The sequence below is a fragment of the Gardnerella sp. DNF01204 genome (genome assembly GCF_049244145.1).
GTDB classification, from domain to species: domain Bacteria; phylum Actinomycetota; class Actinomycetes; order Actinomycetales; family Bifidobacteriaceae; genus Bifidobacterium; species Bifidobacterium vaginale.
The window spans coordinates 934330-957685 of sequence record NZ_CP058379.1 but is presented as its reverse complement, the minus strand read 5'-3'; the positions used below and the strand labels follow the sequence as shown (position 1 = coordinate 957685).

15 protein-coding genes and 1 pseudogene are annotated in these 23356 nt (G+C 38.5%); 8 read left to right on the top strand and 8 right to left on the bottom strand.

Going from position 1 to position 23356, the window contains the following annotated elements; translation table 11 throughout:
• Positions 1 to 44: 44 nt before the first annotated feature.
• The 7 genes from HXT46_RS03735 (at position 45) to HXT46_RS03705 (ending at position 6750) form a co-directional block, all read left to right on the top strand.
• The gene (locus tag HXT46_RS03735; RefSeq protein WP_004117747.1) at positions 45 to 500 is read left to right on the top strand and encodes a tripartite tricarboxylate transporter TctB family protein; all 456 of its coding nucleotides are present in this window, start codon (positions 45 to 47) and stop codon (positions 498 to 500) included.
• Between the two features lie 449 nt (positions 501 to 949).
• Positions 950 to 2320 (top strand): ABC transporter permease, encoded by a 1371-nt coding sequence (locus HXT46_RS03730; protein ID WP_421785651.1) that lies wholly within the window; start codon positions 950 to 952, stop codon positions 2318 to 2320.
• 24 nt (positions 2321 to 2344) lie between these two features.
• Positions 2345 to 3685, top strand: a complete 1341-nt coding sequence (locus HXT46_RS03725) for an ABC transporter permease (protein WP_174142855.1) — start codon at positions 2345 to 2347, stop codon at positions 3683 to 3685.
• 158 nt (positions 3686 to 3843) lie between these two features.
• On the top strand, positions 3844 to 4482 hold the full coding sequence (locus tag HXT46_RS03720; RefSeq protein WP_004117754.1) for an ABC transporter ATP-binding protein: 639 nt from the start codon (positions 3844 to 3846) through the stop codon (positions 4480 to 4482).
• Between the two features lie 150 nt (positions 4483 to 4632).
• Entirely contained in the window at positions 4633 to 5097 is a 465-nt protein-coding gene (gene purE / locus HXT46_RS03715) for a 5-(carboxyamino)imidazole ribonucleotide mutase (RefSeq protein ID WP_217430555.1), read from the top strand.
• Positions 5081 to 6253, top strand: a complete 1173-nt coding sequence (gene purK / locus HXT46_RS03710) for a 5-(carboxyamino)imidazole ribonucleotide synthase (protein WP_004117757.1) — start codon at positions 5081 to 5083, stop codon at positions 6251 to 6253. Before purE ends, purK begins: the two co-directional genes overlap by 17 nt.
• 92 nt (positions 6254 to 6345) lie before the next feature.
• Positions 6346 to 6750 (top strand): Fur family transcriptional regulator, encoded by a 405-nt coding sequence (locus HXT46_RS03705; RefSeq protein ID WP_004113597.1) that lies wholly within the window; start codon positions 6346 to 6348, stop codon positions 6748 to 6750.
• Between the two features lie 89 nt (positions 6751 to 6839).
• Here HXT46_RS03705 and HXT46_RS03700 read toward each other — a convergent pair.
• Positions 6840 to 9450: pseudogene (locus HXT46_RS03700) on the bottom strand (bifunctional lysylphosphatidylglycerol flippase/synthetase MprF).
• Between the two features lie 3 nt (positions 9451 to 9453).
• Complete coding sequence (locus HXT46_RS03695; protein ID WP_004138241.1) at positions 9454 to 10830, bottom strand: alpha/beta hydrolase-fold protein; 1377 nt, start codon at positions 10828 to 10830, stop codon at positions 9454 to 9456.
• A 267-nt stretch (positions 10831 to 11097) separates the two neighbouring features.
• Here HXT46_RS03695 and HXT46_RS03690 point away from each other — a divergent pair, with 267 nt between their 5' ends.
• Positions 11098 to 13131 (top strand): LTA synthase family protein, encoded by a 2034-nt coding sequence (locus tag HXT46_RS03690; protein WP_421785647.1) that lies wholly within the window; start codon positions 11098 to 11100, stop codon positions 13129 to 13131.
• Positions 13132 to 13156: 25 nt separating this feature from the next.
• On the opposite strand, the gene purD is transcribed toward HXT46_RS03690, so the two are convergent.
• The 6 genes from purD to purT form a co-directional block, all read right to left on the bottom strand.
• On the bottom strand, positions 13157 to 14431 hold the full coding sequence (purD, locus tag HXT46_RS03685; RefSeq protein WP_101887977.1) for a phosphoribosylamine--glycine ligase: 1275 nt from the start codon (positions 14429 to 14431) through the stop codon (positions 13157 to 13159).
• A gap of 64 nt (positions 14432 to 14495) precedes the next feature.
• Entirely contained in the window at positions 14496 to 15530 is a 1035-nt protein-coding gene (gene purM / locus HXT46_RS03680) for a phosphoribosylformylglycinamidine cyclo-ligase (protein ID WP_004113603.1), read from the bottom strand.
• A gap of 80 nt (positions 15531 to 15610) precedes the next feature.
• On the bottom strand, positions 15611 to 17098 hold the full coding sequence (purF, locus tag HXT46_RS03675) for an amidophosphoribosyltransferase (protein WP_004113604.1): 1488 nt from the start codon (positions 17096 to 17098) through the stop codon (positions 15611 to 15613).
• 66 nt (positions 17099 to 17164) lie between these two features.
• Complete coding sequence (locus HXT46_RS03670) at positions 17165 to 20926, bottom strand: phosphoribosylformylglycinamidine synthase (RefSeq protein WP_421785645.1); 3762 nt, start codon at positions 20924 to 20926, stop codon at positions 17165 to 17167.
• 137 nt (positions 20927 to 21063) lie between these two features.
• Positions 21064 to 21846, bottom strand: a complete 783-nt coding sequence (purC, locus tag HXT46_RS03665; RefSeq protein ID WP_004138186.1) for a phosphoribosylaminoimidazolesuccinocarboxamide synthase — start codon at positions 21844 to 21846, stop codon at positions 21064 to 21066.
• Between the two features lie 172 nt (positions 21847 to 22018).
• Positions 22019 to 23356 (bottom strand): formate-dependent phosphoribosylglycinamide formyltransferase, encoded by a 1338-nt coding sequence (purT, locus tag HXT46_RS03660; RefSeq protein WP_004117771.1) that lies wholly within the window; start codon positions 23354 to 23356, stop codon positions 22019 to 22021.

The window sequence follows — 23356 nt, the reverse complement described above, 5'->3', positions numbered from 1 at the left end:
ATGATTCGTATTGTGTGAAAATTCAATGCAGAAAGGAATCAATCATGGCAAACCGCAAAGAGCGTAGAGCAAAAGCCAGGCAGAGTCGTAGGGGAATCCCGTCTCAATACGATCAAACGAATGGCCGCGGTCGCGGTGGAATGATTGACGAATACAATCTGCAAGAACATTCAAGAAGGCTCCAAGAAAACGGCGTTGACGGTTGGAAGCCATCTTCTAGCGTTACAGAACAAGAGGAACAGTTAACTCGTAATATTAAGCGAGCTAAGGCTGGAGATGATACTTGGAATACTGTTCGCAAAGTTATTGGCGTGTGTTCTTGGGCTGTTCTCTTGCTTTCTGCATTCGCGTTCTTGGTAATTATGTGGCTGCCAAGTCAGCCAATGGTGCTTGTTATAACTGTTGCAGTGTTGTTTGCTTTGGGCGTGTTTGGGCTGTTCTTTAGCTTTAGCAACTCTAAGCAAAATCCGCGACTCGATCAGCACGGTACCGCGCTTTAGTTAGATTTGGGTCGATTTAGGTTTGTTTATAAATAAAAATAATTAAGGCGGGCGCTTTGGTAATACAATGTGCGCGCCTTGTTTGTTTTACACGCTTTTATCTATGCAAATCTTGCAAAATGATCATGCAAATTCTAGTTAAATCATGCAAAATAAATTTTTTTGACTAGTAAGTTTTAATTAGTAAAACTTATAGTTTGTTTGCGTAATTTTCTTCTATAATCATTCGACAACTAAAAATATTTAAAATGATTATAACAATATTGCGCATATTTTTTAGATTAAATCAGTAATTTTCATAAAATTTTCTAAGATATTTAAAGAAAATCAACAGTTCTTTCTTAGCTTTTTATAAGGGTAAATCATATAAGCTACGAGATTGTACTTATTGTACCTATTTTGTAACAGACAATTTCATAATGACAAGTGTTCAATGAGGAAGGTAGTCGATGACATTTATTTCTCGCGCAATACGCTACGTTTTGAGAAAAAGAGTGAAATCAGCAATAGTGTTTGTAATATTAGCATTAATTTCAACGCTTCTGCTGGCATCTTCTGCAGTTGCGATTGCTGCAGAAAAAGAAGGCAAAAAGGTAGAAGAACAGGCAGAATCTAGTTTTGTTTTAGCAAATAATCCGCAAGTAAATCCTGGAACTCCTAGGGGAGCAGGAACTGTTAAGCCAAGTGATGTTAAAAAAATAGCGTCACTAAAAAATGTTGATTCGTATGTTTTGCGTCAAAATGTTACTGCCGATTTAGTTGGTGCAAAAGCAGCTAGAATAAAAGGTGTTCAAGACTACGATGCTCGTAGAGAAAAGCAATTCGGAAACGCTGTAAACCTAGAGGGAACAAACTCCTCTAAGGGTCTAAATGCGTTCAAAACAAAATCAATTCACATGGTTAAAGGAAGAGCTTTGCAAGAATCAGATGAGCATGCTTCCTTAATCCACGAAGATTTAGCAAAACTAAATGGCTTAAAATTAGGCGATTCGTTAACACTTAAAGCAAACCCGTTTGACGCCGATAATCTTAACCATTCTACGGAGCAAGTAAAAACACGCATAGTTGGAATTTATGGCGGAGCTAATAATCGCCCAGTTGCAACACGTGCGGAATTAACTGCAAATACTGTGTATACAGATTTGAAAACAACCAGAGAGCTTTACAAATATAAGCCTGGAAAAGAAATATACCAGGACGCAAGTTTTAAGGTTAAAAAAGGAGCGGACGCAGATTCTGTGATTGAAGAAGCGTCTAAGCTGCCGATTGATTTGCAAAACTATCAGATTACTCGAGATGATCAATTCGTACAAGGCATGATTGGAGCAGCAAAAGGCGTAAAATCCATGATGAACATAACAGTTATTGCAGTAAGCACGTTTGCTGTAATTGCTTTAGGATTAGTGCTTATTCTTTGGATTAATGAGCGTAGAAGAGAAATTGGTGTTCTAACTTCAATTGGTGTTGGAAAGGCGTCACTTGTATTGCAGCAGATTTCTGAGCTTGTGATACTTGCTATTCCAGCTATTGCAATAGGTTACGGTTTTGCGAGCGCAATATCTCCTTGGATTAGTGATTGCGCATTAGGCTCAGTAAAAAATTCTGCCGCGCAGCAGCTTAGTTCGATGGGTCAAGCTGGAGGAAATCTAGAATCGAGCATGGCAACGAGAACATTAGATAAGATTGCTGTTCAAGTTAACACAGAATGTTTAATTCAATCGTCATTAATTGTTCTGATGGTTATTGTTGTGGCAGTTGCGTTGTCTTATCTTCCTATTTTGCGAAAGTCTCCTAGAGATTTGCTTGGCATGCAAAAGTAGTTGGCTGCAAAAGTAGGTGGTAAAATGACTCAAATTATAAAAAGAGCTTGGCTAGCTATAGTTAGAAAACCAAGGCGCAGTGCTATTTTAGCTTTGATTATTACGGTTGTTCTTAGTGCGCTTATTTGCCAGAGTGGAGTTATTGCTTCTGTAAAAAATCTTGAGAATCAAATAGCTTCTAATATTGGCTTAGGTTTTAGCGTTTATGCAAAAACGCAGGGAGAGACTTTGCCAGAGTCTGATTCTTCTAGTGATTCCGCTAATCAATCGCAGCAAGATATTCCTCAAGATTTGCAAAAAAACGAAGGAATTCCAGAAAATCTTATTGCAAAATTTAAAAAGATTAGTGGAATAAAAACTATTGCAGAAGAAAAAGATGTTTTAGCAAATCCTGTTAACGTTAAAATTGTAGCGCCAATACATGGTCCGCGTTTAGACAATGATGAGATGTTTTCGCTTGTTTCAATAACGGGAACAACTAGATCACAGTTATCACAAGGATTTCAAGAAGGATTATATAAGCTTGAGGAAGGTAATCATATTCATTCTTCGGCACCTGGCGACTTTAAGCGCGCAAAATCTGCAATAATTCACAAGTCTTTTGCTAAGCAAAATAATCTTAAACTCGGCTCTGTTTTAAAGCTAAAACAAGGCAGCAAAAGCATTAATCTTAAGGTTGTTGGTATTTTTTCTGGCAAGATGCAAACAAAAGGTGCGTTGCCGTCAGACTCTTCCGAAAATCGCGTAATAACTGATTTAGAATCCGCTCTTTACCTGTCTGGAAGTAAAAATCGCAGTTCTATAAAGTGTGTTATGCAAAATTCAAATAATCTAACTAAAGCTTTAGAAGAAGCTAATAAAATCGCTAAAAACGATGGCGATGGCATGCTTTCTGTAGAAAACAATGCGCAAAGATTTGCCTCTGTTCTTCAATCTGTAAAAACAGTTAAGCAACTAGTAACAATGATTTTAATGTGTCTTGCATTAGTCGGAATTATAGTGCTTGGTTTAGTTCTTGTTTTTTGGGTTCGAGGAAGGATTCACGAAGTTGGAGTTCTAATGGCAATTGGTATGAACAAGTCTGTAATAGCTTTGCAAATGATTATAGAAGTTTTTATAATAACAGCCTTCTGTTCAGTTGCATCAATTCTAATTGGGTCTGCAATATCTTCAAGTGTAGGATCAATGCTATTGGCTAATGTCTCAAATAGTACAATTTCTGACTTAAGCATTTCTTGGATTCCAAATAAACAAACATTTTTTGCTATTCTTATAGGATTTGCTATAGCGTTTGTATCTCTATGCATTGCTCTTGCGCCAATAATGTTTAAAAAGCCTCGCTTTGTATTGAATTCAATGAGCTGAGGTGATTTTCTTAGATAATTAATATGAATCAATTAGAAGATTGGATTTAACTGGATTTTATTAAGAATAAGATTCGGATTCTGATAGAAAATTAAAAATTTACAAGTATTAAATATTAAGTATGAAATATTAAATTTAGAAAATATTGGAGTTTTATTATGACTACTTTATTAAAACTTAACAACGTTGATTATTCTTATGGTGCAACTAATATTCCTGTTCTTAGAAACGTTAATGCGGATTTTGAATCAGGGAAAATATACAGTATTACAGGTCAATCTGGAGCTGGAAAATCCACTATGCTATCTCTTCTAGCGGGATTAGATACTCCAACAAAAGGAACAGTATTGTTTGATGGACAAGATATTTCCAAGAATGGTGGATATTCTAATCATCGCAAGAATCATGTGTCTTTAGTTTTTCAGAATTTCAATCTAATCGACTACTTGACTCCTGTAGAAAACTTGCGTCTTGTTAATTCAAATGCTGATTCCAAGATTCTTAAAGAACTGGGACTTAGTGAAGACGAATCAACTAGAAATATAACAAAGCTTTCTGGCGGGCAGCAGCAGCGAGTGGCTATTGCGCGAGCGCTTGTATCTTCTGCTCCTGTTATTCTTGCCGATGAGCCAACAGGTAGCTTGGATCCAAATACAACACAAGAAGTTATATCAATCTTAAAAGACGCAGCTCATAAACACGGAAAATGCGTGATTGTTGTAACACATTCGAGCGATGTGGCGGCTGCTGCAGACATAAAATATGTTCTCAAAAACAAACAGTTAACAAAAAAATAATATAAAAGACTAATTATCAACGATTTTTCCGTGCTTCTGCGTAAAGTAAAACCTGTGCGTAACCTTTGCGCAGAAGTTGCGTATCAGTGCATACACGGGGAGGTTGTTGTGGCTGAAGTGTCAGATTCTAAGCCTATTGTGGCAGTTGTTATGGGGTCTTCAAGTGATTGGGAAACCATGCGTCATGCCTGCGAAATCCTAGAAAGATTCAGAGTGCCGTATATGAAAAAAGTTATTTCTGCACATCGCACTCCAGAACTTATGGCAGATTTTGCTCACAGTGCTAGAAAAAATGGTTTTCGCGTAATTATTGCTGGCGCTGGTGGAGCGGCCCACTTACCAGGTATGATTGCTGCTCAAACAACTCTTCCAGTTGTTGGTGTTCCTGTAAAATCCCATGCTCTTTCGGGCTGGGATTCTTTGCTTTCTATAGTGCAAATGCCTGGTGGTATTCCTGTTGCTACAACAGCTGTGGGCAACTCGGGAGCTACAAATGCTGGTTTGCTTGCAGTAAGCATGTTGAGCACAACAGATAATCGTCTTGCAGACGAACTTGAAGATTACCGTCAAGAATTAAAAGAGAAGGTTGAGGAATCTAATGCCGAGCTTATCTGAAGTCACTAATGGTGCTGTAGAGCGTTTGATGCCAGGAGCCACTATTGGAATTATTGGCGGCGGTCAATTGGGACGCATGATGGCTATTGCAGCTAGACATATGGGATTCCGCATAGGAGTTTTAGATCCAACGCTTGATTGCCCAGTATTTCAGGTTGCAGATTTGCAGGTTGAGGCAAATTATGATGATCCTGAAGGCTTGCGCGAGCTTGCTGAACGTTGTGATGTTCTTACATACGAGTTTGAAAATGTTAACGCAGATGCGTTAGATAAGGTTCGTCATTTAACAGCTATTCCTCAGGGCACAGATTTATTGCGTGTTACACAAGATCGTGTTTGTGAAAAAGAGTTTATTAATAAACATGGCATTGAAACAGCTAAATGGCGTGAAGTCAATAATCTTGACGATTTAGACGCAGCAATCGAAGAAATTGGTTTGCCTGCTATTCTTAAGACTCGTCGTGGTGGCTATGATGGTCATGGTCAGGATGTTCTTCGCACTGAAGAAGATGTTGCTAATATTCATCACCGTTCCGATAGGGGAGGAAAATTCCCTCCGTCTATTCTTGAAGGCTTTGTAGATTTTGCTTTTGAAGCTTCAATTCTTGTTTCCGGCAATGGTAATGATTTTGTGACTTATCCTCTTGTAAAAAACGTTCATCACAATAGCATTCTTCATATGACTCTCGCACCTGCAGTTGTGGATCCTGTTGTAGGAGAGACCGCACACGATTTAGCGCTTCAACTGGCTAAAGGTTTTGAGCTTGCTGGAACGCTTGGCATTGAGTTATTTATTACTAAAGATAATCGTGTAGTAGTAAACGAGCTTGCTCCTCGCCCTCACAATTCTGGGCATTACACGATTGAAGCTTGCGATATGGATCAGTTTGAAGCACATATTCGCGGTATTGTTGGATGGCCTTTAAAAAAGCCTAAGCTGCTTTCTCCTGCAGTGATGGTTAATGTTCTTGGTCAACATGTTGCTCCTACTCGTTCTCTTATATTAGAGCATCCAGAATGGCATGTTCATGACTATGGAAAGGCTGAGGTTCGTAAAAATCGCAAAATGGGTCATATTACTGTTTTGTGTGATGACCCAGTTAAAGAAGCTGCAGAATTAGATGCTACTGGCTGTTGGGATGACGAGCTTGATTAAAAGATTTAGTATTAGTCTTAAAATTTAAATAGTTATAGTTTGTTGGACTAGTATTAGATCTTTTAATAGTTTGAAAGGTAAAAGGTTAAATAATGGTTGGTGAGCCAGTACGCAGAAACACTAAGCAAAAAGAAACTGTTCTTGAACATTTAAGAGCTTCGCGTAATTTTGTTTCTGCACAGAATCTGCATCGCCTGCTTGTGGAAGATGGTGAAATCATTGGTTTAGCCACAGTGTATCGTCAGCTTAATATGCTTGCACAAAGTGGCGATGTTGATACTGTTCGTTTTAATGGACAGCAACTATTTCGCATTTGCGATGAGAATACTCATCATCACCATCTTGTGTGTGAAAAGTGTGGTAAAACCGTGGATATAGAGCCTCCTGATGATGAGGGTTGGATTCACAAGATCGCCGAATCTCATGGGTATACGGTTATAGATCACACTTTGGAAGTGTTTGGATTATGCCCAGACTGTAATCAGAGTGTAGATTGATTGCAAACTCATTAATCAATCTAATTAATTACAGTTAAAAATCAGCCTAGATTTAGAATTTAGGCTGATTTTTTCTATATTACTATGAACTATTTTTTAAGCGTTTTTAGCATTTCTAAAATCTGCTTAGGATTAGTCTCTGGCAAATAAGAGCTTGTAACAGCTAACGATATTTGTGCTAGTTTTGCAGAATCCAAATAGCATATGTATACAGGTCTATTAGTAGGCTGGAACTTCTTTTTAAAGAAATAAAGCGACTTAAATCCGTATGCTGGCTCCAAAATATCGGACATCATTTCAAGCGTATGAACAATAATATCATTTGATTCATGATGATTTGAAGATTGAGAATCTCCATGAATTGTAGGCTTTTGGCTTGCCTGGGTATCTTTACTAGAATCCTCATTGCTTAATGTAGAATTTTCACAAATATCTGTTATTCCAGCAAGAGGAGCTGCAGAAAGACTCATAAACTCCACAGCAGATTCTGGATTTTCAAGACCTTCGTCTCTTAACCGTTCCGCCATTCTAGCAATAAGCAACTCCATAATTCCATTAGGGCTATTCGTGCGATGTCTCATAAAATCAAGAGTCCACCCGATTATGCGATTATTGTCATAAGTCGGCATCCAACTTGTAACCCCAAGAACGCGATTATTCTCGTCAATCGCATACAAAATCTTTACTCTAGGATCATGCAATTCTTCCAAACCGCCAAGAGTAAACTTCATTTCTGGAAGAGCTTTAAGTTCCGCCCATTCTTCCGAAATCTCAATAATTTGTTGCTGAACTTCCCAAGGAGCATCGTTGTAAGTGCTAAGAACATCTGTTATTCCATCACGTTTTGCCTTGTTTATGGCAGTGCGAATATCCTGCCACTTTTTACCCCTAGTTTGCCACTCTTTAGGGTAGACTAGCATATCGCTTCCAACTTTTATAGAAGAAAAACCAATAGATTCCAAGGCTTTTCGTTCTTCATCGTGAACAGCGTAGAATGCTGGAGACCATGAATTTTGTTCGCAAAGTTGAATAAACGCTTTCAAATCTTGTTTATATTCTGTTTTATCTCCAAAAGGACCAGTTAGAGTTAAAGCAACTCCATATTTTAGTCTGTATGCTATTGCAGAATGTTCAGTGGCGGAGAACCAATAGTGGTTATCATGCCATGTTGTCATAAAACTCATGGTGTCTCCACCAAGTTGAACTAACTTGCTTGCTTTTTTGCGGTCTTCTTCATTAATTGTTATTTTGTTTCTAAACCACACCATGCAAACAGCAAAAAGAACAAGCCAGAATAGAACTCCAACACCTTGAGTTATTGCTGAAGACAAAGGAGTTATAGGTGTAAGCATGGCATTGGACCTTAATCCAAAATCCTATTCCAGTAGAAAATAGTGCAAAAACAATTGCAGCTAATCCAACTCTGCGCTCAAGCTTATCACTATGATTTGGAAAATGCTTTATGCTTATAAACAGTAGGATTGCGATTAATAAAGGAGGCAAAGCTGTAAGCATAAAGGCTATAGAAGTAGCATTATTCTTGTGGAAAATCATGGTTTGTTTAGTTGCAATCAAAGGCAAAATGGCAAAATACATGGTTGCATATACTGCTGTAATTCCGTTGATTGTTATAGCAGCATAAGCTGCAAGTCTTCTTCCGCGTAAAAGTCCCCAAGATATAATCATTAAAGTGACAATAGGCAAAAGAATACGAATCCAAAGACCTCCTATTGTTGCGTGTTGTAATCCTGAATGAAGCAGGCAACTGCTTGAACTATAGTTTGATATACATCTTGCTAGCCACGGTTTCGTACCCATTTGCGGAGACATGAATAAACCTAATGTAGTTAGTATTCCAGCGTGAGATCTAGAAGATAGTGCAAGAACTGGTCCTAAAGCCATAACAAGTTGAGTTATGGAAAATAGACGTCTAATCTCGTAGTCTGTTCCTTCCCACCAGTTCGCGCTTTTTACAGTATTTGTATTAGCATTGCTATTTTTGTTCATCAGATTGCCAATAATATGGCCACAAATTGCTGCAAAAATTGTGCAATAATCCCCAGGATTTCCACTATAAAGAAGCATCGCAGACGTGATTGCGTATCCTAAAACAAACATTCGTCTACGCCACAATATCGATTCGCATGTTGCTGCAGCCATAAAAGCTCCAACAAAAAGTGTAAAAGGAGAAAGTCTAATTGGTATTCTAGTAATCCAACGCATGTTTCTAATAATCATTGAAAGATTACCGATTAAAGTAAGACCGAGTATTGTTCCAATAAGAGTGCTTGTTACAGAAACAAAAAGCAAACGCATTTTACCGATACGTGTTTCGGCTAACCCTATCAAAACAAGTGAAAGTATTGCATTTACTATTAGAGATGGGAAACTATTTACAAAAAATAGCGAGTGGAATAGTTTAATCAGAAGCTGTGTAATATTTCTATGCCCAAACAAAAAAGTAGAGCTTATTTTCGGTTTATGATACGAGAAGAATTGCGAAAGAGTTGCATTGGTGCCATAAGTATAGATGTGCATTACGGTACTGAAAACCCAGTGAATAAGGTTAATAACCAAGAAAACTAGAGTTATTTTCGCTGCTAGCACGCGCTGCGATAGCCACATGCGCACATCGTTGGTAAGAACGCTTAAATGATGTTTTGCTGTAGACTCGTGATTTTTTGATAAAAAGTTTGGCATGATTTATCGCCTCACCTTCTGATTGATAACCACTTGAATATTATTATAAGAGTTTAAATCTGGATAATTGCTTGTTATTCCAGAATCTTTACAAAGATGGTCGATTACAACTTTTAACCCATTTTGAACGGTATGCCAATCGTGTCCAGATCCTTTAGAAATCATGGTTATAACGCTTATTCCAGACTTATGAGCCGCTATAGCAATATTAGACTGATTTACTTGCGATTTAGGATCCCAAGCTCCAGCTATAGAGTAATAATTTTGTTTTAAAGGAGCATTTTTTCTCATTATGTTTGCTGGAATATGCTTTTCGTATTTTTTGCGATCTCCATCAAAATAACGTTTTATTGTTTCATCGCGATTCTTGTATGTTGGCTCTAGTTCTCCGCCTGCAGAATACATGTTTCCAAATAGTTTAGGATAAGCTGGCACAATCTGAGTTGCGCAAGTTCCTCCTTGAGAAAATCCTCCCATTAGCCAAAGTGCTGGATTGTTGCTGGCTGGTAGATTTTTATGAATCCAATTAACAACATCTTTTGTCAAATAAGTTTGTGCTTTTCCATAAACCTTTGTATCCGCGCAAAGAGAATTGTGTGTTGCAGTACCGTTTTGATCTGGTGACACAACAATCGGAGCTAAACCATTATGATCCTTAGCATAAGCGTCTAAGGTGTTTACAATTTCGCTCGCAGCAAATAGCCTATTAGGGCTTCCTGGTTGACCAGAAAGAAGAACCATTACAGGTAGTTTTGGAGCGTATTTTGTTAAAGCTGCTGGTGGTAAGTAGACGTTTGCGGTGCGGGCACGGAAGTTAGATGTTGTTGCGGGAATTTTAACGGATCTACTTATTCCTTTGGATGGTATTTTGGGGAGCTTGTTTTGTGCTGCAAGTGAATTCCAATCAGCGATTTCCATAACCCCATTATGTTTATTATGCTCTTCAAGCTTCGGATAATTACCTAATCCGAATACTGATCCAATAGTTGTGTATTCGCCATAAATCATGTTTACGCGAATCATTGTGGCTAAAATAAACAAAATAATTGAAAATATTGCAAAAGCTCTTCTATATCCTTTAGATATTATAGCCGCGCTTAAAGCAAATCCTACAGCCGCAAATCCTCCTGCAATAGAAAAAATCACAAGCCATCCTAGGCTTACTCCGAATACAAGAAAAACGTCTGAAATAAGCCAAGTTATAAATCCAAATATAAGTGCGAATAATGATGCAGAACCTAATTGTGTTAAAAGAGATGGAAGATACTTTATTTTTTTAGATTTTGTTATTAAAAGGACAGCTAAGCATAATCCAGATATTGTGAATATACTTATAGGTAGTATGCCGTGCATTAGGTTAATTGTGGCAATAAACTTCATTCTTACTGTTCCTTAAAACCTCACTAGATTAGAGCTATCAAAAAATACAGCCGTTGATAATATAATTCGTAATCCTTAAAATTTTCTATATTATGTCATCAATTATAATGATAAAAGATACAGAGTTTATTGCAATACGTCAAAAGTATGAATATACACAATTGTTTACTACAAGTTATGTTTATTTATGACGATGGCGATAATTAAAATGTATTTGTAACATAGATGCGTAAATGAGTTATGTATTAGTCATGTAATTAGAAGGGTGTGAAATTGCCATTAAGCAATTTTCTTACTATTTTTAAGCGTTTTAAGCTTGCGATTCCGCGATGGTTGTATGCGGTTCTGTTCGTTGTATTTGATGCAATAATGGTTATGATTGTGCAGCTTTCTGTTCAAAGGTCTGGACGAGTGGAAATGACCTCCTCGCTTTCGGCAAGCGCATGGAACATAATTTCAAAAATGTGGATTAGCTTAAATTTTGTATTCGTTTTGAATCTGCTTATAGTTGCTCTAATTTACGGAATTCTGTTGATGGTAATAAATCGTTTTTGGATTACTACACTTATTCTGATTACATTATCTGTAATAATTTCTGTAATCGAGTATATGAAGGTTAATGTTAGATACGAGACAATTCTTCCAGCGGACTTGAACTTTTTAAAGAGTAATACGGGGAATATCGCATCTTTTCTGCCAGATAATGCTATAGCTGTGATTGTCTGCTCCATTATTGCTGTACTTGTAGCTGTTATTGCTGCTATTTTTATGCATTTTGTAGATGTAAATCGCGGAAAAATCGTGTTTACTAAGGATTTTCGCATTTCTATTGTAATTAGAGTTGTTACATGCTTAGTGTGTTTTTTGGGTCTTGGATGGTATGTTTCTGGGGTTGGAACAGTTGGTTCTAGTGCTAACGGTTTTGCTAAGTTTATGGGCGATGCTCCTGCGATGTGGGATTCTGTTTATGATTCGCAAAGAAACGGTGTTTTAGTTGCTTTCTTAAGACAAGTGAATCCAAAAGTTATGGATAAACCAGCGGATTACAATGAATCCACTATGAAAGCTCTTCTAAAAAAATATGATACTGAAGCTAAGAAAATCAATGTTTCTCGCAAAAGCAAAATTTCAGACAATACTGTGGTTTATGTACTTTCGGAATCTTTCTCAAACCCAATGAGGGTTCCAGGATTGCAACTGAATAAGAATCCAATGCCATTTATAAGCTCTTTGAAAGAGAAAACAGATAGTGGTTTAATGCTTTCTTCTGGTTATGGTGGGGGAACAGCGAATCTCGAATATATGTCTCTTACGGGATTGAGCATGGTGAACTTCAATTCATCTCTTACAAGCCCGTATCAGCAGCTTGTTCCAAATTCTTCTTGGACTCCTACAATCAACAGATATTGGGGTAGTGAAGGAAATTCTGTAGCTTTTCATCCATATGAGCCAAGCATGTATTCTAGATCAATAAACTACAAGAAGTTCGGTTTTAGTAAGTTTTATGCTCTTGAAGGTCCTAATATTATTTCTCATAAAAAAATGTTGGATAAATCTCCTTATGTTTCAGATTCTTCAGCTTACGATAGCGCATTTGAGTCAATTTCTGCTAGTAAAAAGCCGCAGTTTGTGCAAGTAGTCACAATGCAAAATCATATGCCTTATAGAAATTGGTATAAGAATAATGATTTTGTTGCAAAAGCAAAAGATAGTTCACCTAATTTAGGACAATCGGAAACATCATCAATTGAAACATATGCTAAGGGTGTTAATTACACGGATCATGCTACGCAAAAGTTCTTAGAGAATCTTGATTCAATTGACAAGCCTGTTACTGTTGTGTTTTACGGCGATCATCTTCCTGGCGTATACAGTACGGCTAGTGCAGATCAAAATAATTCTCTAGATTTGCATTTAACTGACTACTTTATTTGGTCAAATAGAAAAGCTATTGAGACAAATAAGATTAAAAATATTCATAAAAATACTTATTCGTCTCCAAACTTCTTCATATCTCAAGTAGCATCTCATACTAATTCAAAGGTTTCGCCCTATATAGCTTTCCTTACTAGATTACACGATAAGGTTAGTGCTATGGAGCCTCCTGTAGTCAATAAGATTCAAGGTTGGGATAGGATTCCAGAAGGACAATCCATCTATCTGAATAATCATGGTAAGCCAATGATTGCTAATAGTATGAATAAAGAAACTAAGCAATTATTGCATGATTATCGCTTGATTCAGTACGACATTACAGCTGGGAAGCATTATCTTAAAAACACAAACTTTCTTGGTTTTTAAGATAATCAGATAGTCGGATAATCCTCTACAGGTCTAGTGCTTTTGACGCAATGTCATGCCTAAAGAACATGTGAGGAAGATTAAGCTTATCTAATATGCTGTAGACGTTGTTTTGAGCGTCTTTTACATCGTTTCCATGCACTTGCACAAGAGCTATTCTGCCTGAAGAAGTAAGAAGTTTTCCGCTTTCTTCATCGCTTTTTACTCCTGCATAATACACGTGCTGACCTTGATCTTCGTCAATAGGAATTTGAGGAAGAGGAGTTCCAGTAACTAAAGTGCCAGGGTAGCCTTCGCTTGCTAATACAACTCCAAGAGTTACGCCATTTTTAATCCAAGTAAATGTTGGTTCTTTGCCATGCAAAATGTTAAAAATAGCTTCACCAAAGTCGCTAGTAAGTCTTGGAAGAACAACTTCGGTTTCTGGGTCTCCAAAACGAGCATTAAACTCAATAACTTTAGGCCCTGAAGCTGTATCAATTAATCCAGCATAAAGTACACCGGTAAAAGGCGTGCCCTCTTTAGCTAGTCCTTCAACAGTTGGGCGCACAATCTCGTCAATAGCACGCTGAACTGTTTCGTCGCTAATTTGTGGAACAGGACTATAAGCTCCCATGCCGCCAGTATTTGGACCAGTGTCGCCGTCGTTAGCGCGTTTGTGGTCTTGAGAAATTGGCATAACCCAAAAATCAGTTCCGCTTACGAAACTCATAAGTGAAAACTCTTGACCTTGCAAAAATTCTTCAATAACAACTTTTGCTCCAGCTTGACCAAAACGATGATCGACGAAAATATCTTCCAAAGCATCAACTGCTGTTTGCTCATCCATAGCAACAGTAACGCCTTTTCCAGCAGCCAAACCGTCCGCTTTAATAACAATTGGAGCACCATGCTCAAGAACGTATGCGCGTGCAGGCTCCAAAGCGTCAAATGTTTTGTAGGAGGCAGTTGGAACGTTGTGACGAGCCATAAGCTTTTTTGCGAAATCTTTAGAGCCTTCAATTTGAGCTGCGGCTTTGTTTGGACCAAAAGCGGCAATTCCATGCGCTTCAAAATCGTCAACAATGCCATTCATAAGCGGAACTTCAGGACCAATGAACGCAAAATCGTAGTTATTGTCTTTAACGAACTTAATAAGAGCGTCATGATCTGATTGACTTATGTTTACAGTTTGAATTCCATCTGCTGCAATACCAGGATTTCCAGGAGCAACAGTTACTTCTTCAACGCTTTCTCCTTTAAGTAACGCGTGTGCAATAGCGTGTTCGCGAGCGCCAGAACCAACTACTAAAACTTTCATTTTTAATCCTTTATTGCTTTAAGATTTTGCTGTCTACTGTTTTGCGTTTTGCGTTTTTCGCGGTTTACAACAACTCAACTGCAGCGTTTTCGCGCTTAGCCATTTTGCCAATAATATAAGCGGTTTCGTCATGCTCGTTTAGTATACGCATTGCCTCGTTTGCTTTGCTTTCATCAACTGACAAAACCATGCCAATTCCCATATTAAAAACGTTGAACATTTCAGCGTGAGTAACTTCTCCAGCTTTTTCAATAACGCCAAAAATAGGTGGAACGCTCCAGCTAGTGGTATCAATTTTTGCAGCCAAATCATCTGCATACATGCGAGGAACATTTTCAATAAATCCGCCGCCTGTAATATGAGCAACTCCCTTAATAAGATGCTCAGCAAAAAGTGGCTTCAAAGCTTTTACGTAGATTCGAGTAGGTTCAAGAAGAACTTCGCCAAGCGTTTTGCCGCCAAGCTCATCTAACTTGGTGTCAACGCTAAAACCTGCTTCTTCAAACAAAGCTTTGCGAACAAGAGAGAATCCATTTGAATGAACTCCTGAAGAAGGAAGTCCTATAAGCACGTCGCCTTCGCAAATAGCAGAGCCGTCAACAATATTCGAACGTTCTGCAACGCCTACTGCAAAACCTGCAAGATCGTACTCGTCTTCGTCATACATTCCAGGCATTTCAGCAGTTTCGCCGCCAATTAAACCTGCTTCTGATTGCACGCAACCATCTGCAACGCCTGAAACTACCTGCTCAAGTATTTCAGGATTGTTTTTCCCACACGCAATGTAATCGAGGAAGAAAAGCGGCTCGGCACCTTGAGCTGCAATATCGTTTACGCACATTGCAACGCAATCAATGCCAATAGTGTTATGCTTATTCATCATTTTTGCAATCACAAGCTTGGTTCCAACGCCATCCGTACCAGAAATCAGCACTGGCTCTTTGTAACCAAGAGATGCCAAATCAAATAAGCCGCCAAATCCGCCGATGCCACCTACAACGCCTGGGCGTTTCGTGCGATTCACATGCGATTTAATACGACGTACTACTTCGTATCCTGCTTCTACGCTTACGCCAGCCTCTTCATATGCGTGTGGCATATTGATTCCTTTCATAACTATGTTATAAGTATTTTCTTAAATTTTATTTATAAATTGCGGTAAACAATTAAAATATTAAGTTATATAAGATTTTCGTGTGAATATTTGCTGTGCTTTCTCACTTCTTGCAAATGTTCGCGTTCTTCAGGAGTAAGTGAAGCCAAGAATTCTTCGCCGTAATCGTCTAGTGCAGTAGGGTAGTCGCCATTAAAGTAAGCAACACACAAACCGCCATAAGGCGCTGGCTTTTTTAATCCAATCGACTCTACTAATCCATCTAAAGACAAAAATGCTAAGGAATCAGCATCAATATACTCGCGTATTTCTTCGACTGAATGTTTTGCTGCAATAAGTTCCTTTGTGGTTTGAATATCAATACCGTAGAAGCAAGGATATTTAAGAGGAGGAGAAGAAATACGCATATGTACCTCTTTAGCTCCAGCTTCTCGTAGCAATTGCACAATGCGCTTAGAGGTAGTTCCGCGAACAATTGAATCGTCAATAACGATAACGCGTTTTCCTGCAACTACGCCACGAACAGCAGAAAGTTTCATACGAACGCCTTGCTCGCGTAATTCTTGTGTTGGTTGAATAAAAGTGCGTGCAACATACTGGTTTTTAATCAATCCCATTTCATTTGGAATTCCGCTTGTTTCAGCGTATCCTGCAGCAGCAGAAAGTGAAGAATTAGGTACTCCAATAACCATGTCTGCGTCAACAGGAGATTCTTTAGCCAAACGCGCACCCATACGCTTTCGCACAGAATGAACATTAATACCGTAAATATTAGAATCTGGGCGAGCGAAATAAATAAATTCCATTGAGCATACTGCATGTTGTACGTGCTTTGTATATTGCTCAATAGTGTAGCCATCGTCATTAATAACAATTATTTCGCCAGGCTCAATATCGCGAATAAACTCTGCTCTAACAATATCTAATGCGCAAGTTTCGGATGCGAGTACATAAGCTCCATTGCTCATTCTTCCTAAAGAAAGAGGTCTAAAACCATTCGGGTCTGTTACGCCAATAAGCTCCTTTTCAGTTAGAAGCAAATAGGCAAAACCACCATGAACTATTTGCAAAGCATCTTTAAGCTTATCCATAAAAGAAGTTTTATTTGATCTTCTAATAAGATGCATTAACACTTCAGTATCCGAATTCGAGTGGAAGATTGCTCCCTCATCTTCAAGTTTATTCCTAAGAGTTGTGCAATTAGTAAGATTGCCATTATGTCCTAAAGCAACATCTCCATCATGGAAGCAAAAAAGAAAAGGCTGAATGTTTTCAACACTTCCCGAACCAGCAGTAGCATAACGAACGTGCCCAATTGCGCTGTTTCCAGTAAGTTTCTTCATAATGTCTTCGTTTGCAAAAACCTGAGTTAAAAGACCTAGGTTTCTGTAACCTTTAAGATGACCATTATCGTTTGATACGATTCCAGCGCCTTCTTGACCTCGGTGTTGCAGTGCATGTAATCCAAAATATGTTAATCTAGCAGCATCTGAATGACCCCAAACGCCAAAAACGCCACACTCTTCATGAATGTCTTCGAGCTCTGCAGACATCAAACACCCCCTGTTGTTTTAGATTCTTAATCAAGATTTTCCTATAAACTTGCTACAAAAATCACATTATGCAGTGAAATATTCGACTCCAGCGCTAAAAATGTTTTGTGTTCTAAAATCTGGAATATTCACGTACAAACCGTTTCCGCTGCGTTCGCAATGTCCCATTTTTCCAAACACTCTGCCATCTGGGCTAGTGATTCCTTCTACAGCCATAAGTGAACCGTTCGGATTCACTTTAAGATTCATGCTTGGAACGCCATTGCTGTCAACGTATTGTGTTGCGATTTGGCCGTTTTGTATAAGAGTATCCATAACTTCTGGCTGGGCTACGAATCGACCTTCTCCATGAGATATTGCAACACTATGAACATCGCCAACTTTGCAATTTGAAAGCCATGGAGAAAGATTAGAAGCAACGCGAGTTCTAACAATCTTGCTTTGATGCCTTCCAATAGTGTTAAACGTTAAAGTCGGGCATTCTGAATCCATTGGAACAATATCTCCAAACGGGACAAGACCTAGTTTAATAAGAGCTTGGAAACCATTGCAAATACCAAGCATTAAGCCATCGCGATTATTGAGCAAATCGCGAACAGCGTCACTAACAGCAGGATTCCTAAAGAAAGATGCTATGAACTTGGCTGAACCGTCTGGTTCATCACCTCCAGAGAATCCGCCTGGAATCATAACAATTTGGCTTTTATTAATCTCATCAACAAGATCTTTTGCAGATTGAGCAATATCATCAGCGCTTAAATTATTGATTATAAGCGTTTTGCATTCTGCTCCAGCTTTTTCAAACGCTGCTTGAGTGTCGTATTCGCAATTGTTTCCAGGGAAAACTGGAATGATTACGCGTGGGTGACTAATCGGAGTTTTTCTATGAGAACGCATGTGGTTATGAGAATACTTCAGTTCACTAGAGTTTATAGCAGGAACTGAGTCTCCCTTCTCTCGATACGGGAATATATCTTCTAAAGTATTTTCCCAATCTTCTTGCAAACTAGCTAAATTAAGTTTCTCGTTTTCTACGCAAAACTCGAACTCATTACAAGTTTCGCCTACTACATCTACGCTTACAAGATCTGAATCTGCATACGTAAGTTCAGAATCATCTTTAAGTTCCACATAGAACGACCCATATGCTGGCTTAAACAAATCATTCTTGCTAATCGCATTATTAAGCTTTAACCCAATATGATTTCCCAAAGTCATCTTAAATAAGATTTCCGCACTAGCACCAAATCCAGGAGTGCTAACGGAAAGCGCATGTTTATTTGAGGTAAGATTTTCCACAATCCTAATCGCCTCTAAGAAGCTTTGAGATTTAGGCGTGATTCCATCTTCCTTATATTTAGGCAATATTCTTAAAATTCTACTATTGGCTTTTTTGAATTCTGGCGAAACAACGTTTCTCGCGTCTCCTGTAGAAACAGCAAAAGAAATAAGTGTTGGTGGAACATCAAGATTTTCAAAGCTTCCGCTCATAGAATCTTTGCCGCCAATAGCGCCTACACCAAAGTCAATTTGTGCGCTTAAAGCTCCAAGAATAGCTGCCATTGGTTTTCCCCAACGTTCTGGAACATTATGAGGCTTTCCAAAATATTCTTGCAAACTTAAATAAGCATTTTCTATAGTAAAACCGCTGGCTGTGAGCTTTGCCAAAGATTCAACAACAGCTAAATAAGCTCCAGTAAATTGATTCTTTTCCATAATATATGGGTTAAAGCCCCATGACATTGCAGAAGCGGTGTTCGTTTCTCCAAAAACTGGCAATTTTGCAACCATTGCTTGTGCAGGAGTAAGCTGACGTCTGCCTCCAAAAGGCATAAGAACTGTTGCAGCTCCAATAGTGGAGTCGAACATTTCACTAAGACCTTTGTTTGAGCAAATATTTATGTTGGAAACAAGATTTTTCATGCGCTCGCCAAAAGATTTATTAGCGTATTCGCCACTTATATCTTGCCATTTTGAAGTATAGTTTTCGCCACTTTCAACGTGAATATTTTGCTCTTTTGGAGCGCCATTAGAAGCTAGGAATTCACGGCTTAGATCCACAATTGTTTTTCCTCGCCAAGTCATTTTCATTCGTGCTTCTTCTGTGACTATGGCTACAATTTGCGCTTCTAAATTTTCTTGACGTGCATAGGACAAAAATTCGTCGGCATCGCTTGCAGCAACATCAACAGCCATTCGCTCTTGAGATTCAGAAATCGCAAGCTCTGTGCCATCAAGACCTTCATATTTTTTAGACACTTTATCTAAATCAATAATCAAGCCATCTGCAATTTCACCCGTTGCAACGCTTACGCCTCCAGCACCAAAATCGTTGCAACGCTTAATAAGTCTGCATGCATCTTTGCGGCGGAAAAGTCGTTGTAACTTGCGTTCAATAGGAGCATTTCCTTTTTGAACTTCTGCTCCGCATTCCTCAATGCTATCAGTGTCTTGAGCTTTAGAAGCACCAGTTGCTCCACCAATTCCGTCTCTTCCAGTTCGTCCACCTAGAAGAATAATCACGTCTCCTGGCTCAGGTGTTTCTCTTCGAACATGGTCTGCTGGGGTAGCGGCTACAACCGCACCCACTTCCATTCGTTTTGCAACATATCCCGGGTGGTAAATCTCGTGTACTTCGCCTGTTGCAAGTCCAATTTGATTTCCGTAAGAAGAGTAGCCTGCAGCTGCCGACGTTACGATTTTTCTTTGAGGCAATTTTCCTTCAAGAGTTTGGGCTATTGGCGTTCTAGGATCTGCAGCACCAGTTACTCGCATTGCCTGATATACGTAAGATCTTCCCGAAAGAGGGTCGCGAATGCATCCGCCAATGCATGTTGCAGCACCACCAAAAGGCTCGATTTCTGTAGGATGATTATGTGTTTCGTTTTTAAACAAAAACAGCCAATCTTCATCGTGCCCGTTTACGTCAACTTTGATTTTTACTGTACAAGCGTTGATTTCTTCGGATTCGTCTAGATTCTTAAGAATCCCATTATGCTTCAAATACTTTGCACCAATAGTTGCCATATCCATAAGGCAAATCGGCTTATTTGTGCGATTAAGTTCTTCTCGCATTTCAAGATAACGATTAAATGCGGCTTGTACCTGCTCATCGTCTATTTTTATGTTTGTAAGATGCGTGCCAAAAGTTGTATGACGGCAATGATCAGACCAATATGTGTCTATTACTTTGATTTCTGTAATAGTTGGATTGCGATTTTCGTTTTTAAAATAGTTCTGGCAGAATTTTGCGTCTTCCAAGTCCATTGCAAGCGCGCGATCTTCTATGAACTTTTTTAAACCTTGTTCGTCTAAATCGTTGAATCCGTTGATAACTTCCACATTTGCTGGAATAACTGTTTCTGTTTGCAAAGTATTGACTTTATCTAAAGATGCTTCGCGCGCTTCAACTGGATTAATTATGTAGTGTTTAATTGCGTCCAAATCTTTTTTAGACAAATCACCTTTAAAAGCCAAGATTTGCGCGGTTCTTACCCTTGGTCGCTCTCCTTGGCTTATAAGCTGTATGCATTCACTTGCAGATTCTGCTCGCTGATCAAATTGTCCTGGAAGAAATTCCATAGCAAAAACATGTTCGCTTGTGCTTATGGGCAGATAATCATAGGTGTTATCGACTGGTGGTTCGCTAAAAACTGTTTTGATAGCAGTGTTGAATAGATCTTCTGATATTCCTTCAACATCATACCTGTTTATTATGCGCGTTGATTTTAAAGAATCTATTCCTAGAATTTCTTTAAGCTCGTGATTAAGATGCTGTGCCTTAACATCGAAACCAGATTGCTTTTCAACATAAACGCGAAATACCACGGTAAACCTGCCTTGTAATTGTACGTTTTGGCTATTTTGGTTGTTTTGTTTTTTCAGTTTTCTTTTTCAATTTTGTTTAGTTTTGCTTTAAGAACGCGCGTGGCTCGCACCTCGAAAGATGCGAGCCACATTAAAAATCATTCTTCAACATAATTATTTGGATTTATTTCGTCGAAGTTTACGCCTTCGCTTTGAGCAAGAGATTTAAGCCTTGAGAATATCTCCTCGTAGGCTGGAATTATATCTCCTAAATCTCGTCTGAATAAATCTTTATCTAAGTGGCTTACTTCAGAATTATTCGTATTGCGCTTATCCCAAAGTCTGCAAGTATCTGGCGTTATTTCGTCAGCAAGCAGAATGTTTCCCTTAGAGTCAACGCCTTCTTCAATCTTGAAGTCAACAAGCTGTACGTCAATCTTAGAGAAAACATCAAGCAATGCATTATTAACAGCATGAGCTTGGCGAGTAATTTCTGCCAGCTCTTCATCGGTTGCTAATCCAAGAGCTACAACGCCTTCAGGATTAATAAATGGATCGCCAAGTTCGTCGGATTTAACGCAGAATTCCAATAATGGTTTCTTTAAAGGAGTGCCTTCTTTTACAGCATAACGTTTTGCAAAAGAACCAGCAGCAGTATTTCGCATTATTATTTCTAATGGGAACATTTTCATGCGTTTTACAAGTTGCTCAGTGCTAGAAATGCGCCCTAGGAAGTGGCTTTTCACGCCACGCGCCTCAAGAAGATGGAATAGTAAAGAAGTTATTTGATTGTTTAAGCTGCCTTTGCCAGCAATTTGAGCTTTTTTAAGACCGTTGCCAGCTGTTGCCTGATTCATGTATTCCACCCACAACACATTATTGTTATCAGTGGCATACAATTTCTTTGCTTTGCCCTCATACAACTTGTCAAGTTTTTCCATTGACGTGCCTCTCTTGTTGCATCTATGGCTGTAGGCGAAAACCAACATTGTTTGAAGGTTTATCCAACCTTGTCAGCACGTTCAGACTAACAATTGTTACCTACAATTTTTTTAGATTATTTTTTATTCTTTTAATGTCTTAAACCAGTAAAAACCTTGATTTTTCGATGTTTTAAGACGGTAGTTCTACAGTGTGTAATTCGCTAGCAATGCGTGTCGCGCAAGATTTTGCATCACGCACGCTGTTTGATACTGTCAAAATAACACCTAAGCGTCTTGAGCCGTGAACTTCTGGCTTTCCAAAGATGCGTATATCACATCTTGCGCAATCTTCAGTGTTTAATGATTTTGCTACATTCGCAAATCCAATTTTTCCATTACCTTCTACAACAAGTGCATGGCTTAAAGCGACTTCATTATTTTTTAAACAAAGAGCAGTGTGCTTTTGAGTAATAGGAACACCCAAAATCGCTAAAACATGCAGAGCAAACTCGCTGTAATACTGTGAAATCATTGTAACCATACCAGTATCGTGCGGACGAGGGGATAGTTCGTTGAAAAGTAAATCACCGTTTTTAAGAACAAAGAGTTCAACTCCATAAACGCCCCAACCAGTTTCTCCGTTTTCTCTTGCTATTTGAGATAGACCTTCAACGGCTCGTTTAGCAATATTTTTAGCGTTGATTCGAACGTTTTCTGGTATATTTGCTGGTTGCCATGATTGCCTGTAATCGCCATTTTTTTGAAATTGTGCAATGGGTTCGCATGTTGTTATTCCAGCGCTAGAGCTTACAGTTAGTACTGTTAGCTCGTAGTCTAATGGTGCTAAAGCTTCAACAATTACGCGAGATATATCAGCGTTTTGTGTGTTCTGACTCTTATGCTTAGATCTTCTTCCATTTTGTGCTTCTACCCAAGCATTTTGTAGATTTTCAAGATTTTTTACTATTGATTGACCGTGACCAGATGAGCTCATAATTGGTTTTACGACGCATGGATATCCTACGATTTTTGCTCCTTTTTCTAATTCTTCATAGTTAGAAGCAAATCGATATGGTGTTGTTGGCAATCCTAGTTTTTCGTGTGAAATTTTTCGCAAAGCTTCGCGGTCCATAGCAATTGCAGTAATATCAGAGCTTGGAACAACTTGAATTTTCTTACTCTTTACAACATTTTTTAGTATTTGAGTTGATATTGCTTCAATTTCAGGAATTATTATGTCTGGGTTTATATCGTTTATTAAGTCTTGCAACTCTTGAGAGTCGCTCATATCTATAACGCGATTTTCTTGAGCTACTTGCATTGCTGGAGCGTCCGCATAGCTATCTGCCGCGCATACTCTTATGCCAAGCCTGATAAGTTCTATAGCAATCTCTTTGCCAAGTTCTCCAGAGCCAAGAAGAAGAACTTTTGTTGTATGTAACTTTGAATCAAAAATACCAAAAATTCGCTCGTTTGTAACGCTTTCATTTAATTCATTATTTGAATCTGATTTTTGCGAAAAACTCAT